Here is a 15,493-nt window from a genome sequence, read left to right as displayed (position 1 = left end):
CAACCACTTAGGATTGATGCCAAAAGGGCGTACCCACCAATGGGGTACTGGCTTGAGCAGACTCTTGAGCAGGCATGGCTCCCGATAAATACGCTGCACGACCAGCCTGAGTCGCCAATGCAAATGCTTTAGCCATGGCGATGGGGTGATCAGCCAGTGCCACAGCTGTATTGAGGAGAACGCCATCAAATCCCCATTCCATCACAGCGCAGGCATGCGATGGCAGACCAAGACCAGCATCTACTAAGAGCGGAACTTGTAGGCGCTCTCGCAGGAGCTTCATGGCAAATGGATTGAGCGGACCTTGACCCGTTCCAATTGGGGCGGCCCAAGGCATGACAGCTTGGCAGCCAACATCGACGAGACGCTGACAAAGAATCAGATCTTCAGTGCAATAGGGTAGTACCTTGAAACCATCATTAATGAGGATCTTGGCCGTATCCACTAAGCGCAGAGTATCTGGTTGCAAGGTGTAATCATCACCAATCAACTCCAGCTTAATCCAGTGTGTTTCAAATACTTCTCTGGCCATCTGTGCTGTCGTGATGACCTCTTGAGGGCTATGACAGCCAGCCGTATTTGGCAAAACAGGCACTGACATTTTCTTTAGAAGATCCCAAAAAGCATTTTCACTTTGACCTGTAGCCCCTTGGCGACGCAAGCTGACGGTAATCATCGCCGGTTTGGAGGCGAGAACAGCTTCCTCTAGGATTTGTGGAGAAGGGTAGCGCGATGTTCCTAGCAATAGGCGACTAGAGAAATGCTCTCCATAGAGCACCAGATCATCTTTGCTCAAGGCTTGTTGCTCGTTAAGGGTGTTCGTATTCATAAAAACTAGCCGCCAGTTACCGGTGAAATGACTTCAATTTGATCATTTTCAGCAAGCGTGCATTGACCATAATGGGATTTGGGAATGAATTGCAAATTAATGGCTACTGCAAATGGTGCCTGAGCTTGTATAGCTGCTAGAGCATTCTCAAGCTTTGCCCCTTGCGGTAGTTGATGTTCAATTTGATTAATCATTACGCGCATGCGGCTACCTTTGCAGCTGATGATTGAACGACCTGGAATCCCAATTGATTCGCTGTTTTACTCGTGTCATTTTCTAGTAGCTCAATCACGCTATCCAAAATGGCTGGGGCAATCATGAAGCCATGTCGATAGAGTCCATTGATGGACATATGCTTAGTGAGACTATTACCTTTATCAATGTGAACTTCAGGTAAATTATTTTTTAAGGTTGGTCGACATTGGGTGGCCATTTCCAAGATCCGAGCTTCAGCAAAACCGCTATGCACTGTATAGACCGCACTGAGTAGCTCCATCGCAGAGCGCACACTCATTTCTGAATGGTCATCCGACTCAATCTCCGTAGCACCAACTACATAAATGTGATTCTCCTTTGGCGCAATATAGATGGGGTAGCGTGGATGTATTAAACGGGTGGGCCTTAGAAGCTGAACCTCTGGGGCGTAAAGCCGAATCACTTCCCCCCGCACTCCACGCAGGGAGTTTCCTTGGATTTCTGGCCAATCCGCTTTAGCACCTAGGCCGCGACAATCGATTACCCAATCGTATCGACCGCTTTGCTCTAGAGCCTGCGGCTCTATTGCGTGATTCCAATGCAAATTGACGGGCAAGGTAGAAAGCTCTACCACTAAAGCATTTAACAATTGCCGATTATCGAGTTGACCCTCATTGGGCAAATAGAGACCTTGACTAAATCGATCGGTAACACTTGGTTCAATCTCCATCAGCCTTGCAGAATCCAGTAGTTCTGGCTCGGTCAGCAATGGGTTACTGCGCTGATTCTTCTGCAAATGCTTAATAAAGCGCTCTGCATCATGCGCATCTTGGCGATGCCACAAAATGAGACTGCCATTTTTCTGAAAGAACACCGGACTAGCAAGCTTTGCAAGTAACTCTGGCCAGCGCGTCAAACTATGCACACCCATACTCACCACATTGTGCTCGGTGATCGCTGACTCTGCTAACGGCGCCAACATTGCTGCAGCTACGCGAGCTGCTGACAATGCCGCATCAGGACCACTTTGATCATAAAGATCAACATGGGCACCGGTTCTGGCGAGCTCGACGGCGAGGAGCCGGCCCATAAGGCCGGCACCAATGATCCCAAAGCGCATACTTCCGAATGAAGACATCGTCAGCTTAAATGCGCTTATTGATAGATCTCGCTACCGCGTTTGCGGAACTCGATGGATTTCTCCTCCATCCCTTTATTCGGATCAATGCCTTCAGCTTTCAAGTTTGCCGCATAGTCACGCACTTCTTGGGTGATCTTCATGGAGCAGAATTTAGGTCCACACATCGAACAGAAGTGGGCAATTTTGGCTCCCTCGGCTGGCAAAGTGGCATCGTGATACTCGCGCGCACGTTCTGGATCCAGACCCAGATTAAATTGATCCTCCCAGCGGAACTCAAAGCGGGCCTTCGAAAGGGCGTTATCCCGAATCTGGGCGCCCGGCAAACCTTTAGCAAGATCAGCGCCATGAGCGGCAATCTTATAAGTAATAATGCCTTCGCGGACATCCTCTTTGTCTGGCAAGCCTAAGTGTTCTTTTGGTGTGACATAGCAGAGCATTGCGGTGCCGTACCAACCGATTTGAGCTGCACCAATACCGCTAGTGATGTGATCATAGCCAGGTGCAATATCGGTAATCAAGGGTCCCAGAGTATAGAAGGGGGCCTCCAAACAATGCTTCAACTCTTCGGTCATATTCTCTTCAATACGCTGCATTGGAACGTGGCCAGGACCTTCAATCATGACTTGGACATCGTGCTGCCATGCTTTCGCAGTGAGCTCACCGAGAGTATGTAGTTCACCAAATTGAGCAGCATCATTAGAGTCGGCGATACAGCCTGGGCGCAAGCCATCACCAAGACTAAATGAAACGTCGTACGCTTTCATGATCTCGCAGATCTCATCGAACTTGGTGTAGAGGAAGTTCTCTTTATGGTGGGCTAGGCACCACTTGGCCATGATCGAACCACCACGCGACACAATGCCGGTAATGCGGTCGGCAGTTAGTGGGACATAACGCAGTAATACGCCAGCATGAATCGTGAAATAGTCGACACCTTGTTCGGCTTGTTCAACCAATGTATCGCGGAACATTTCCCAAGTGAGATCCTCGGCGATGCCACCAGTTTTATCTAGCGCTTGATAGATTGGCACTGTGCCAATCGGTACAGGAGAGTTGCGAATAATCCATTCACGGGTTTCATGAATATGTTTTCCAGTCGACAAATCCATGATGGTGTCAGCACCCCAACGGATTGACCAAACCATTTTCTCGACTTCCTCGTTGATGGAAGAGGTCACAGCAGAGTTACCCAAATTGCCATTGATCTTGACGCGGAAATTGCGGCCAATAATCATCGGCTCTAATTCAGGGTGATTGATGTTGGCTGGAATAATCGCACGACCAGCAGCAATCTCTTGACGGACAAATTCCCCGGTAATGTTTTCGGGAAGATTAGCGCCGTAACTCTTACCAGGATGTTGTTTTAATAGCTGGGTGTACTCTGGATTTTTGCGTAGTTGCTCTAAACCCATAGACTCACGCAGGGCAACGTATTCCATTTCTGGGGTCACAATCCCTTTGCGGGCGTAATACATTTGACTCACATTTTGACCGCATTTTGCGACCCGGGGTGCGCGAATATGGGCAAAGCGTAAATGTTGTGTACCAGCATCTTTTGAACGAGCAACGCCATAGTCAGAAGAGGGCCCTGCGAGTTGTACGGTGTCATTGCGCTCAGCAATCCAAGTCTCACGTAATGCTGGCAAACCTTTTTCTAAATTGATGACAATCTCAGGATCGCTATAAGGGCCTGAGGTGTCATAGACAGGAATAGGAGGGTTGGATACCATTTGCTCCCCAACGCGAGTGGGAAACTGTTCAATCATGCGAACCGGCGCCTTAATATCGGGCCGCGATCCTGTTAAATAGGTTTTGCTTGAGGCTGGATAGGCAAACTTTTGACCAAAGTCGCGCTCAAGACTCTTTAGGCTTGGAATTTCGGGTTTTACTTTTGGGTTGCTGCTACTCATATCCATCTCCTGACATATTTAGATGGACGAAACCGGGTGCCGGTCTGATGGAACTCCCCACGCCAGCATTACCTGGTTCGGGTAAGAGGGTCTTTCTCAGCGCCTTCATGTGAAGGGCACCCCTGTTTCATCCTTGTGCTAATTTAACCATGAAATGGTGTTCAGGGGAGAAAACTTCCTTTATTGCTCCGCAATATAAAGTCCGCCGTGACAAAGGCGGCATCGGTTGTGAATTCATCAGCCAAAATTCTGGCCGCCGCCTCTGCTAGCGAGGTCTCAATAAAGCCGCTCACCTCACCATCATGATTAGTAGGAATAAAGTGGCTTGGTAGTGCGAGGTCGTAGATAAACAGCTGCTCATCATGAAAACCACCCCCTAAAATAGGGCGGCGCATATGAACCTTACCAGCGGGTGCAATGTCATTGGCCAATTGTGGCGGTACGCCAGCTTCTTCCCACAACTCTCTCATAGCGCAAACCCAAGGGGTCTCATCAGCGGAGATACCACCAGCTGCCAAGTTGTCTAAGAGACCTGGATCAGTCCTTTTGCTCTCACTGCGGCGTCCAAGCCATAAGTTTCCTTCTTTAGTAAAACCATTGATGTGGCTGGCAGTGCTCCGCAAACCCAAAGTCCGAAAAGCGGCTCTTTCTAAGCGAAAGTAGGCGTGACCATTGTGATCAATCCAAGAAAACTCTTCATTACGCCAGCCCGGTATAAATCCACCTTGGCGAAGTCGATTGGCTAACTCACTCATGCTGGCAGAGATGAGAGATGGACTGCCATTATCAATAAACAGGCCGTGATGATTCAGTTCAATATTAGCAATACGCTTTTCTTGCAGAGAGGACTGAATAAAAGGCAGGAACTCAGGATTGAGATGACCAATCGCTTGCTTTTCTGCCTGTGCACCTTTGAAGAAGACCGGTAAAAAATCGAGCGGTGCAGAGCGAGCGGAGTTCTGCAACATCTCCTCTAAGGCGGCTAAGGTACTGTCGTTTATTTTTTGCATCAGCAGAGTGTAAGAGAAATTGCGGGTGAACTATGCGGAATGTCAAGCAAGATATTCTGCTCAAATATTAGGCAAGCCAGCTCGGTCTATATAAATCGGTGACTTAGCAAAACATTTCAGTATTTATCCACAGATGCTGTGGATAACTTTGCTAAAAGTGATGGTCCCTCCGCCAGGAGTCGAACCTGGATCTACCGCTTAGGAGGCGGTTGCACTATCCATTGTGCTACAGCGGGCTATCAAGAATCGGTAGCGAAATTACACCACGAGAGCCTAAATAGATACAAGCCTTTGCTGCAAGAGATTGGCTAAACAACACCCTTCAGTTTTAGCGCCTCAATTGTGCCAGCATCCAGCTGCAATTGTTCCTGCAAAATTTCTCGAGTATGTTGTCCCAGTATTGGTGGAGGCATTCTGATATCGACAGGAGTCTTGGATAAATGCATCGGACTAGCGACTAATTTCATTTGACCTACTGCTGGATGTGGCACGGTCAGCTCGATGCCTCTTGCTTTCACCTGAGGGTCTTCGAATACTTCTTTGAAATTATTAATCGGGCCGCAGGGAACTTTGGCTTCTTCAAGTAGTGCGATCCATTCCGCCTTGGTCTTTTGGCGTGTCATTTCCTCTAGGAGGGGAATGAGCTGGTCGCGATGCTTAACCCGTTCGGGGTTGTCATGAAAACGGGGATCATCTGCTAAGTGGGCTTGACCACCCACGGTGACAAAATGTTTGAACTGACTATTGTTACCCGCGGCAACAATGATCCAGCTATCGGATGTTGGGAAGGTTTGATAGGGCACGATGGTTGCCGATGCATTTCCCAAACGCTTCGGAATTTCTCCTGAGCATAAATACGCGCTGGATGCATTGGCCATGATCGCAATTTGGGTGTCGAGTAAAGCCATATCGATGGATTGGCCTTCGCCAGTGCGATCGCGATGGATGACGGCTGCCAAGATGGCGTTCGTGGCATACATACCAGTCAGAATATCGGCAATCGGAACGCCTGCTTTTTGAGGTGAAGATCCTGTCACATTCTCGGCCTCCCCGGTCACACTCATAAAGCCACCCATCCCTTCAACAATCATGTCATAACCTGGGCGATTGGCATAAGGGCCAGTTTGACCAAAGCCAGTAATCGAACAGTAAATTAAATCGGGTTTGATTTTTTGGAGTGATGCATAGTCAAGGCCGTATTTCACCAGCTGACTGACTTTGTAGTTTTCGATCAGAACATCAGACTTCTCGACTAGCTTGCGAATAATGGCTTGCCCCTCCGGGGTGCTGATATCAACCGTGATCGAGCGTTTATTCCGATTAATAGCGATGAAATAAGCTGTCTCACTGCTATCGATGCCTTGAGCATCTTTTGCAAAGGGTGGCCCCCAATGACGGGTATCGTCTCCCACACCGGGCTTTTCTACTTTGATCACGTCTGCACCAAGGTCGGCTAGATTTTGGGTACACCAGGGTCCCGCTAGCACTCGGCTTAGATCTAAAACACGAATATGACTTAAAGCACCCATGAGCCAATTTTGGCATGAATACAGGGTTAATCACTGAAATTGGAGGGTGTCAGTCAGACATGGCTACAATTTGCGCGAATGGCTACACGTAAAACCTCCGAATACAGCGAATCATCGATTCAGGTCCTGAAAGGCCTTGAACCTGTCCGGCAACGGCCCGGTATGTACACCCGTACCGATAATCCTTTGCACATCATTCAAGAGGTTTTGGATAACGCATCGGATGAGGCGCTAGGCGGGTTTGGCAAACACATCATTGTGACCATGCACACCGATGGCAGCGTGAGTGTCGAAGATGATGGTCGAGGGATTCCAGTGGGAATGCATCCTACCGAAAAACTTCCCGTTGTAGAAATCGTATTTACTCAATTGCATGCTGGCGGTAAGTTTGAAAAGGGCAGTGGTGGCGCTTACGCCTTCTCAGGCGGTCTACATGGGGTTGGCGTCTCGGTTACCAATGCACTTTCAAAACGATTGGAAGTGACAGTTTGGCGTGATGGGCAAGTTTCTACCTTGACTTTTGCTGATGGCAAGGTGATTGAGAAACTCAAATCCAAAGCATCCAGCAAAGACGATAAGTCACACGGCACGCGAGTACGGGCTTGGCCTGATGCAAAGTACTTTGATAGTGCAGCAATTCCGATGCCGGAGTTGATTCGTTTACTCAGATCTAAGGCTGTATTGCTGCCTGGGGTCAAAGTCACTCTCATTCAAGAAAAAACGGGCGACAGTCAAACTTGGCAATATGCTCAAGGGTTACGCGGCTATCTCAATGAAGCAATCGCCCAAGCAGGTCATGGTGCTGAGGTCATTCCTCCATTTGAAGGTGAGCAATATGCCACCGGCAACAGTGATGAAGATGGTTTTGCTGAAGGTGAGGGCGCCGCTTGGGTCGTGGCTTGGACTGAAGATGGCGCACCCGTGCGTGAGAGCTACGTCAATCTGATTCCTACTCCAGCAGGAGGAACTCATGAGAGTGGTTTACGCGAAGGCCTCTTTAATGCTGTCAAAGGGTTTATCGAAATGCATGCCCTACAACCTAAAGGTGTCAAGCTCATGCCTGAGGATGTATTTGCGAGAGCTTCCTTTATTCTGTCTGCCAAAGTGCTAGACCCCCAGTTTCAGGGGCAAATTAAAGAGCGCCTCAATTCACGCGACGCCGTTCGATTGGTCTCGGCCTATTCCAAATCCGCTCTAGAGCTTTGGTTAAACCAGCATGTCGACTATGGTCGTAAGCTTGCTGATCTCGTGATTAAACAGGCACAAGCTAGAACACGTGCCGGTCAAAAAGTTGAAAAGAAGAAATCTTCTGGCGTAGCTGTGCTGCCGGGGAAGTTAACCGATTGCGAGAGTCAAGATATCGCTATGAATGAAATTTTCCTAGTCGAGGGAGATTCAGCAGGTGGTTCAGCGAAGATGGGTCGCAATAAGGAATATCAGGCAATCTTGCCTCTACGCGGTAAGGTGCTTAATACTTGGGAGGCAGAGCGCGATCGTCTTTTTGCGAATAACGAAGTACACGATATCGCGGTAGCGATCGGCGTTGATCCTCATGGCCCCAATGATGAGATCGATTTATCGAATCTACGCTATGGCAAGGTATGCATACTTTCTGATGCGGACGTTGATGGAGCGCATATTCAGGTATTGCTGCTCACTTTGTTCTATAAGCACTTTCCCAAACTGATTGATTTGGGTCATGTCTATATTTCAAGGCCACCTTTATTTAGAGTCGATGCTCCAGCCCGCGGCAAGAAGCCTGCTCAAAAAATCTATGCCCTCGATGCGAATGAGCTTCAGGCTATTGAAGACAAATTACGCAAGGACGGCGTTCGAGAGGGCGCATGGCAGATCTCCCGCTTTAAAGGTTTGGGAGAAATGAGTGCAGAGCAATTGTGGGATACCACTTTAAACCCCGACACTCGACGTTTGCTGCCTGTAACACTCGGTGAGTGGACTCAGGATGAAACCATTAAAACTATGGATATGTTGATGGGTAAATCCGAATCCGGCGCGCGGCGCGATTGGTTAGAGGAGCGCGGTAATGAAGTTGAGGCAGATATCTAATGGCTACTAAGAAACCGATTCATAAAACGGTTCCAGGGAAAACGGCTAAGTCAGTAGAGCAGGCGGATCTTTTTTCGAATATCGATGAGGTTGAGATAACTGAGCTTGAACTAGCTTCACCCAAGTCCTTACAGTCAGGTGGCAATCCACCCCCACATGATCCCAACAAGGTTGAGCTTAATGAGGATGATAAAGACAGCCTCACGCTAGCAGTCTATGCCGAGCGCGCCTACTTAGATTACGCCATTAGCGTTGTGAAGGGCCGCGCTTTACCGGATGTCGCAGATGGACAAAAGCCAGTTCAACGCCGGATCTTATTCTCGATGAGCGAGATGGGTCTCCGTGCTGATGCGAAACCTGTTAAGAGTGCGCGGGTGGTAGGTGATGTATTGGGTAAGTTCCATCCACATGGTGATCAATCTGCATATGACGCGCTGGTCCGTTTGGCACAAAGCTTTTCCTTGCGCTATCCCTTAATCGATGGTCAGGGTAACTTTGGTTCTCGCGATGGTGATGGCGCAGCTGCCATGCGTTATACCGAAGCGCGCTTAACCAAGATTGCTGGTTTATTGCTTAGTGAGATTGATGAAGGTACGGTGGATTTTGCCCCGAACTATGATGGATCTTTTCAAGAGCCCAAACTATTACCCGCACGTTTACCTTTTGTGCTCCTGAATGGGGCTTCAGGCATTGCGGTGGGTATGGCAACCGAAATACCTTCGCACAACCTTCGTGAAGTCGCTAGCGCAGCCATTGCCTTAATGAAGTCGCCCAAGATGTCGACCGCTGAACTGCTGGAGATCATCCCTGGCCCTGATTTCCCTGGCGGTGGTCAAATTATTTCCCCGGCTAACGAAATTGCCCAGATCTATGAGGGTGGTCGCGGGAGCCTAAAAGTCCGAGCCCGTTGGTCTGTAGAGGAGTTGGCTCGCGGTCAGTGGCAAGTGGTAGTAAATGAATTACCGCCTTCAACTTCTTCCCAAAAGGTTTTGCAAGAGATTGAAGAGATTACCAACCCTAAAGTCAAGATTGGCAAGAAAACCCTCACGACTGATCAAAACAACCTGAAGTCAACGATCTTGGCGGTATTAGATGGGGTGCGTGACGAGTCAAGTAAAGATGCAGCAGTGCGCTTAGTGTTTGAGCCTAAGAGTAAGAACATCGATCTCAACGAGTTCGTCAATCTTTTGTTAGCCCATACCTCTTTAGAATCCAATGCTCCAATGAATTTGGTGATGATTGGAACTGACGGTCGACCCCGTCAAAAAGGCCTCAAAGATATTATTTCTGAGTGGATTGGTTTCCGGGTGCAAACCGTTACCCGGCGTACTGAGTACCGTTTGGGTAAAGTCAAAGACCGTATGCATATTTTGGAAGGCCGTTTAACGGTGCTTCTCAATATTGATAAGGTCATCAAGATTATTCGTAATAGCGATGAGCCTAAGGCGGATTTGATTACCGCCTTCAAACTCACTGAGCGTCAAGCAGAAGACATTTTGGACATCCGCTTGCGTCAGTTGGCTCGCTTAGAGGGCATTAAGATCGAGCAAGAGCTCAAGGAGCTGAAAACCGAGCGCGATGATCTTGAAGGACTCTTACAAAACGATAGCAATTTACGTAAGCGCATCATCAAAGAGATTGAGTCCGATATGAAAGGCTTTGGTGATGATCGTCGCACCATCATCCAAGAAGATAAGCGTGCTGTAGCCGAGACCAAGGTAGTTGATGAGCCCGTGACTGTGATTGTTTCTCAAAAAGGTTGGGTACGAGTGCGTCAAGGTCATGAGCACGACCCTAGCCAGTTTGCATTTAAGGCTGGTGATGGCATGTATGGCACTTTCGAATGCCGCACGGTCGATGTAATGCAAGGCTTTGGTAGTGATGGTCGCGTTTACACAGTGCCGGTGAGCGAGCTCCCGGGTGCGCGTGGAGATGGATCGCCCCTCACCAGTTTTGTGAATCTGGCCGCCGGATCCCAAATGGTGGCGTATTACGCAGGCCATGCCGATGATTTGGTTTTAATCTCAACGCGAGCAGGTAATGGTTTCTTGGCTAATGTGAGCGACATGATGACCCGCAATAAAGCCGGTAAAGCTTTTGTGGGTGTTGATGCTAAGTTCCCAGGTGGAGATGCTCCGCTTGGTGCCGCCAAAGTATCAGTCGGCATGAAACAGGTTGCTTGTTTGTCTGAGAGTGCAAAGCTCTTGGTATTTCCATTGGATGAGCTCAAGCGCTTACCTGCTGGTGGTAAAGGTGTGATCTTGATGGGCTTAGATGCTAAAGAGACTTTGGCTTCCGCGATTGCAGTCGGTGCCGAAGGCGCAACGTATAGTGGTGCGGGTCGAGCCGGCAAACCAACCGAGCTCAATTTGGATGCCAAGACGCTCAAGACATTTGTCGGTAATCGTGCCCGCAAAGGCCACTTTGTTGAGCCTCGTCTGAAAGACGGAAAGCTCAAAGCCAACTAAAGCGCTGCTTTAAATCTCTGCAATGAGTTCAATTTCGACGCAGGCACCCAAAGGAATTTGAGCGACACCAAAGGCGCTGCGAGCGTGTTTGCCAGCATCGCCAAACACTTCGAATAGCAATTCTGAACATCCATTGATAACCAAGTGTTGTTCAGTGAAGTCTGCAGTGGAGTTAACCAAACCCATCACTTTAATAATGCGTTTGACTCGATCAATCGAGCCTAGGTGATTTTGAAGGGTAGCCAGTAAATCGATGGCTATCGAGCGTGCCGCATTCTGACCTGTTTTGGTATCCATATCTTGACCGAGTTTGCCAACCCAAACCTTGCCAGCTTGTTTTGCAATATGCCCAGAGAGATAGACGGTATTTCCTGAGGTAGTGGCCATTACATAAGCGGCGGCGGGAGGGCCGGCTGGGGGTAATTCGATGCCTAAAGTGTTAAGGCGATCTGAGGCTAGGGTGGTCATGGGCTTCTCGTTGAATGGGAATAGCGGAAAGTATAGGGAAAAATATTGCCTAGTACCGCCGATTCACCAAAAATACGCATTCCAGGCCGTTTGCCAGCAGTCTCCGCTATACTCTCTCAAACTTTTGATCAATCTGCTTCTTGATGATTTCTATGAAAAAACACTTGATTTCCCAATTGGCCCTTTGCGCTGGTTTGGCTTTTACCGCACTTGCAGCGCAAGCCGATGACGTCCAGGGTTCTGCTCAAGCTGGTGCAGGCAAAGTCTGGCTTTGCACTGGTTGCCATTCCATTCCTGACTATCGTGCTGACTACCCTTTGGTCTATCGCGTACCCATGTTGGGCGGTCAAAATGCCGGCTATATTGCGGTTGCCTTGTCTGAATATAAAAAGGGCGAGCGCAAGCACCCAACGATGAGAGCGATTGCCGGAAGTCTGTCCGATCAGGATATGGCTGATATTGGCGAATACTATGCTGCTCAAACATCCAGCTCACCGATCAACCCATTGAAGTAATCGAGATATGTCTATGAAATTTGCATTCATCACAACTCTTGTGTTTTGTTGCGTTGGCTTGGCCAATGCCGCCAATATTGAAAAAGGTCAGGCTTTGGTAGAGAAGGGTAATTGCACCTCCTGTCATGGTGCTGGACTCAATGCGCCAATTCTGCCGGTCTATCCTCGTTTGGCTGGTCAACCTGCCGATTACCTCTACTATGCTTTACATGCCTACCAAGTTGGTGGCAGCAATGCGAAGTACGGTCGCAATAACGCCATCATGGCAGGCCAAGTTCAATCCTACTCAGAACAGGACTTAAAAGATATCGCTGCTTATGTATCTTCTTTGCCAGGTACTTTGGTGATTAAAAAGTAATTGCTGTAGTGCATATCAAAATGGCTTAGGATGATCTCCTAAGCCATTGTTTTTTATGGGTAATATCTTAGCATTGAGCTCGAAATCTACCTCGCCGCCTCTAAACCTTGGGCTAGATGTTTGCGCATTGCCATTTCAGCTGCTCTAGCATCTCCTTTCAGGATAGCCTCCAGTATTTGCCTGTGCTCTAACAGAGAATTTTGCAAACGCCCGGTTCTATTTAGGGAGTCTTTTCTTTGCAGCTTGAGAACTTTTCTCAAATCAGCAATAACGCCGTTCAACCATTTATTCCCAGCGATATCGAGGATTAGCTCATGAAATTTCACATTAATTTCAAAAAATTGCTCAATATCGCGATCTGCTGCCGCTTTTTCTAGCCGGTGGTGAATATCGTCAAGTTGATTTAATTGAGCTTCATTTGCCTTTAGGGCGGCCTCTTTTGCTGCTTCACCCTCAAGTAGGGAGAGTACGGTAAAGATTTCTTCTAAATCAGAGCGTTCCACCTCGGTAACGTAGGCTCCTCTGCGGAGTTTGATGGTTACCAGGCCCTCAGCAGCCAGCAATTTGATTGCTTCTCGCATCGGAGTCCTGCTAATCCCAAACTGAACAGCCAGACTTTGCTCGTCTAGCCAGCTCCCTGGAGTCAGTTCATGGGCAAAGATTTGCCCTCTGAGGCGGTCTGCGACATCCTCATATAGGGGGCGATTAATTAGTTTTGTATTCATAATTATGTATACAATATCTAGACAAACCAGGATTTGTCAAGCAAAATGACCATAATTACTTTGTGAGATGAATACAGCCTTATGGGAGCGATTGATGGCTAGCGATAAAAAAACCAATGCCTCGACTTGGCCTAATGTGCCAAAAGCGAGTCTGGAAGATTGGAATGGCTCAGCGCAAAAATCCGCTCCTAATGGCGATGTTGATCAATTGGGCTGGCAAACACCCGATGGAATTCACTTAAAGGCTTTGTATACCTCTGCCGATCTTGAGGGGTTGAGCTATGCCGATACCTTACCTGGGTTTGAGCCATTTGTGCGTGGCCCACAGGCAACGATGTATTCAGTGCGCCCATGGACCATACGTCAATATGCGGGATTTTCAACAGCGGAAGAATCGAATACTTTTTATCGCAAAGCGCTAGACGCGGGTGGCCAAGGCGTCTCAGTGGCGTTTGATTTGGCAACGCATCGTGGTTACGACTCGGATCATCCGCGTGTGACGGGCGATGTCGGTAAAGCCGGTGTTGCGATTGATTCGGTCGAGGATATGAAAATCCTATTCGATGGCATTCCATTGGACAAGGTCTCTGTTTCGATGACGATGAACGGTGCGGTATTACCGGTTTTGGCTGGGTATATTGTGGCTGGAGAAGAACAAGGGGTAAGGCAAGATCAACTCTCCGGCACCATTCAGAATGACATCCTGAAAGAGTTTATGGTGCGTAACACCTACATTTATCCGCCTGAACCATCGATGCGCATTATTGGCGACATCATTGAGTACACCGCTAAGTACATGCCGAAGTTCAACTCGATATCCATTTCGGGTTACCACATGCAAGAAGCAGGGGCCAATCAAGTCTTGGAATTGGCGTTCACCTTGGCAGATGGTCAAGAGTATGTGAAAACAGCGCTAGCCAAAGGCTTGGATATTGACGGATTTGCCGGTCGTCTGTCTTTCTTCTTTGCAATTGGCATGAACTTCTATTTAGAAGTTGCCAAGTTACGCGCAGCAAGGCTTTTATGGTGGCGCATCATGAAATCATTCGAGCCTAAGAGTCCGAAGTCGCTGATGCTTCGGACGCATTGCCAGACCTCAGGCTGGTCTTTGACTGAGCAAGACCCCTACAACAATGTCGTTCGCACTACGGTTGAGGCTATGGCAGCTGTGTTCGGCGGAACGCAGTCGCTGCACACCAACTCCTTTGACGAGGCAATTGCTTTGCCCTCTGAGACCTCAAGCCGCATTGCTCGCAATACCCAACTCATTTTGCAAGAAGAGACCCATATCACTAGTGTGATCGATCCTTGGGCTGGCTCATACATGATGGAGAACCTCACGCAAGAGATGGCTGACAAAGCATGGGAAATTATCGAAGAAGTCGAAGCCATGGGTGGTATGACCAAAGCAGTAGAAAGTGGCTGGGCCAAACTGAAGATTGAAGCCGCTGCAGCAGAAAAGCAAGCCAAGATTGACTCTGGTTCGGATGTTATCGTGGGGGTGAATAAATACAAGCTTGCTAAAGAAGATTTGGTCGATGTATTAATGATCGACAACGATAAGGTGCGTGATAGCCAGATCGCTCGCTTAAAAAATATCAAAGCCAAACGCGATCAGAAGAAAGTCGATGTAGCGCTTGATGCTTTAACCAAAGCCGCAGAAGAAAACACTGGTAACTTATTAGGACTTGCTGTGGATGCAATGCGTTTGCGTGCCACGGTCGGTGAAGTCTCAGACGCATTAGAGAAAGTTTACGGGCGCCATCGCGCCGATACGCAAAAGGTGACCGGAGTGTATGCAGCTGCCTATGACTCAGCCGAGGGCTGGGAAAAACTCAAATTAGAAATTAGTGATTTCGCAAAAGACTTTGGTCGGCGTCCTAGAGTGATGATTGCCAAATTGGGTCAGGATGGTCATGATCGTGGTGCCAAGGTGGTGGCCACAGCTTTTGCTGATCTGGGTTTTGACGTCGACATTGGCCCCTTATTTCAGACACCTGAAGAGTGCGCCCGTCAAGCAATCGAGAACGATGTGCATGCTTTAGGAATCTCTACTTTAGCTGCTGGCCATAAAACACTAGTCCCTGCGATTATTCAAGAGCTCAAAAAACAGGGTGCTGATGACATCATCGTGTTTGTGGGTGGTGTGATTCCGCGCCAAGACTATGAATTCTTATACGACGCAGGGGTGAAGGGTATCTACGGACCAGGTACACCGATACCAGCTTCAGCGAAAGATGTGCTTGAGCAAATTCGAAAACAGGTTAATCCTAGCTAA

At 48.4% G+C, this 15,493-nt stretch carries 13 protein-coding genes, 1 tRNA gene and 1 riboswitch; of the genes, 5 read left to right on the top strand and 9 right to left on the bottom strand.

All coding sequences use genetic code 11. The features are described from left to right. Window positions 1-7: 7 nt before the first annotated feature. The 7 genes from ICU98_RS04770 to ICU98_RS04740 all read right to left on the bottom strand — a co-directional run bounded on the left by ICU98_RS04770 (window position 8) and on the right by ICU98_RS04740 (window position 6,614). Entirely contained in the window at window positions 8-829 is an 822-nt protein-coding gene (locus ICU98_RS04770) for a thiazole synthase (protein ID WP_215350894.1), read from the bottom strand. Between the two features lie 5 nt (window positions 830-834). Beyond that, entirely contained in the window at window positions 835-1,032 is a 198-nt protein-coding gene (gene thiS, locus ICU98_RS04765; RefSeq protein WP_215350891.1) for a sulfur carrier protein ThiS, read from the bottom strand. Continuing rightward, window positions 1,023-2,114: an FAD-dependent oxidoreductase gene (locus tag ICU98_RS04760; RefSeq protein WP_251365412.1), complete on the bottom strand. Its 1,092-nt coding sequence runs from the start codon at window positions 2,112-2,114 to the stop codon at window positions 1,023-1,025. The genes thiS and ICU98_RS04760 overlap by 10 nt, the downstream gene beginning before the upstream one ends. 65 nt (window positions 2,115-2,179) lie before the next feature. Beyond that, a complete protein-coding gene (thiC, locus tag ICU98_RS04755; RefSeq protein ID WP_251365298.1) occupies window positions 2,180-4,075 on the bottom strand; it encodes a phosphomethylpyrimidine synthase ThiC in 1,896 nt (631 codons plus the stop codon). Window positions 4,076-4,112: 37 nt separating this feature from the next. Beyond that, window positions 4,113-4,209, bottom strand: a riboswitch (TPP riboswitch). A 27-nt stretch (window positions 4,210-4,236) separates the two neighbouring features. Further along, complete coding sequence (locus tag ICU98_RS04750; protein ID WP_215350889.1) at window positions 4,237-5,085, bottom strand: NUDIX hydrolase family protein; 849 nt, start codon at window positions 5,083-5,085, stop codon at window positions 4,237-4,239. A 161-nt stretch (window positions 5,086-5,246) separates the two neighbouring features. Next, window positions 5,247-5,321: transfer RNA gene (locus tag ICU98_RS04745), tRNA-Arg, on the bottom strand. Between the two features lie 72 nt (window positions 5,322-5,393). Then, the gene (locus ICU98_RS04740; RefSeq protein WP_215350886.1) at window positions 5,394-6,614 is read right to left on the bottom strand and encodes a CaiB/BaiF CoA-transferase family protein; all 1,221 of its coding nucleotides are present in this window, start codon (window positions 6,612-6,614) and stop codon (window positions 5,394-5,396) included. 78 nt (window positions 6,615-6,692) lie between these two features. Here ICU98_RS04740 and ICU98_RS04735 point away from each other — a divergent pair, with 78 nt between their 5' ends. Together ICU98_RS04735 and parC are read left to right on the top strand one after the other, a co-directional pair. Beyond that, window positions 6,693-8,681, top strand: coding sequence for a DNA topoisomerase IV subunit B (locus ICU98_RS04735; RefSeq protein WP_215335664.1), 1,989 nt, complete (start codon window positions 6,693-6,695; stop codon window positions 8,679-8,681). Beyond that, window positions 8,681-11,149: a DNA topoisomerase IV subunit A gene (gene parC / locus ICU98_RS04730; protein ID WP_251365297.1), complete on the top strand. Its 2,469-nt coding sequence runs from the start codon at window positions 8,681-8,683 to the stop codon at window positions 11,147-11,149. Before ICU98_RS04735 ends, parC begins: the two co-directional genes overlap by 1 nt. A gap of 9 nt (window positions 11,150-11,158) precedes the next feature. Here parC and ICU98_RS04725 read toward each other — a convergent pair whose 3' ends face one another. Then, a complete protein-coding gene (locus ICU98_RS04725; protein ID WP_215350883.1) occupies window positions 11,159-11,617 on the bottom strand; it encodes a RidA family protein in 459 nt (152 codons plus the stop codon). 152 nt (window positions 11,618-11,769) lie between these two features. Between ICU98_RS04725 and ICU98_RS04720 the strand changes: the two genes are divergently transcribed. Then, a complete protein-coding gene (locus ICU98_RS04720; protein ID WP_215335662.1) occupies window positions 11,770-12,132 on the top strand; it encodes a cytochrome c in 363 nt (120 codons plus the stop codon). Window positions 12,133-12,145: 13 nt separating this feature from the next. Further along, a complete protein-coding gene (locus tag ICU98_RS04715; RefSeq protein ID WP_215337157.1) occupies window positions 12,146-12,490 on the top strand; it encodes a cytochrome c in 345 nt (114 codons plus the stop codon). Between the two features lie 86 nt (window positions 12,491-12,576). Here the strand turns inward: ICU98_RS04715 and ICU98_RS04710 are convergent, their stop codons facing one another. Continuing rightward, window positions 12,577-13,215 carry a GntR family transcriptional regulator gene (locus tag ICU98_RS04710; protein WP_215350880.1) on the bottom strand — a complete coding sequence of 213 codons (639 nt, stop codon included), beginning with the start codon at window positions 13,213-13,215 and terminating at the stop codon, window positions 12,577-12,579. Window positions 13,216-13,309: 94 nt separating this feature from the next. On the opposite strand from ICU98_RS04710, the gene scpA reads away from it, so the two are divergent. Continuing rightward, window positions 13,310-15,493: a methylmalonyl-CoA mutase gene (gene scpA, locus ICU98_RS04705; RefSeq protein WP_215353109.1), complete on the top strand. Its 2,184-nt coding sequence runs from the start codon at window positions 13,310-13,312 to the stop codon at window positions 15,491-15,493.

The organism is Polynucleobacter sp. MWH-P3-07-1 (assembly GCF_018687555.1).
GTDB lineage: Bacteria > Pseudomonadota > Gammaproteobacteria > Burkholderiales > Burkholderiaceae > Polynucleobacter.
The sequence above is the reverse complement of the archived record's forward strand: the minus strand, read 5'-3'. Positions and strand labels throughout refer to the sequence as shown.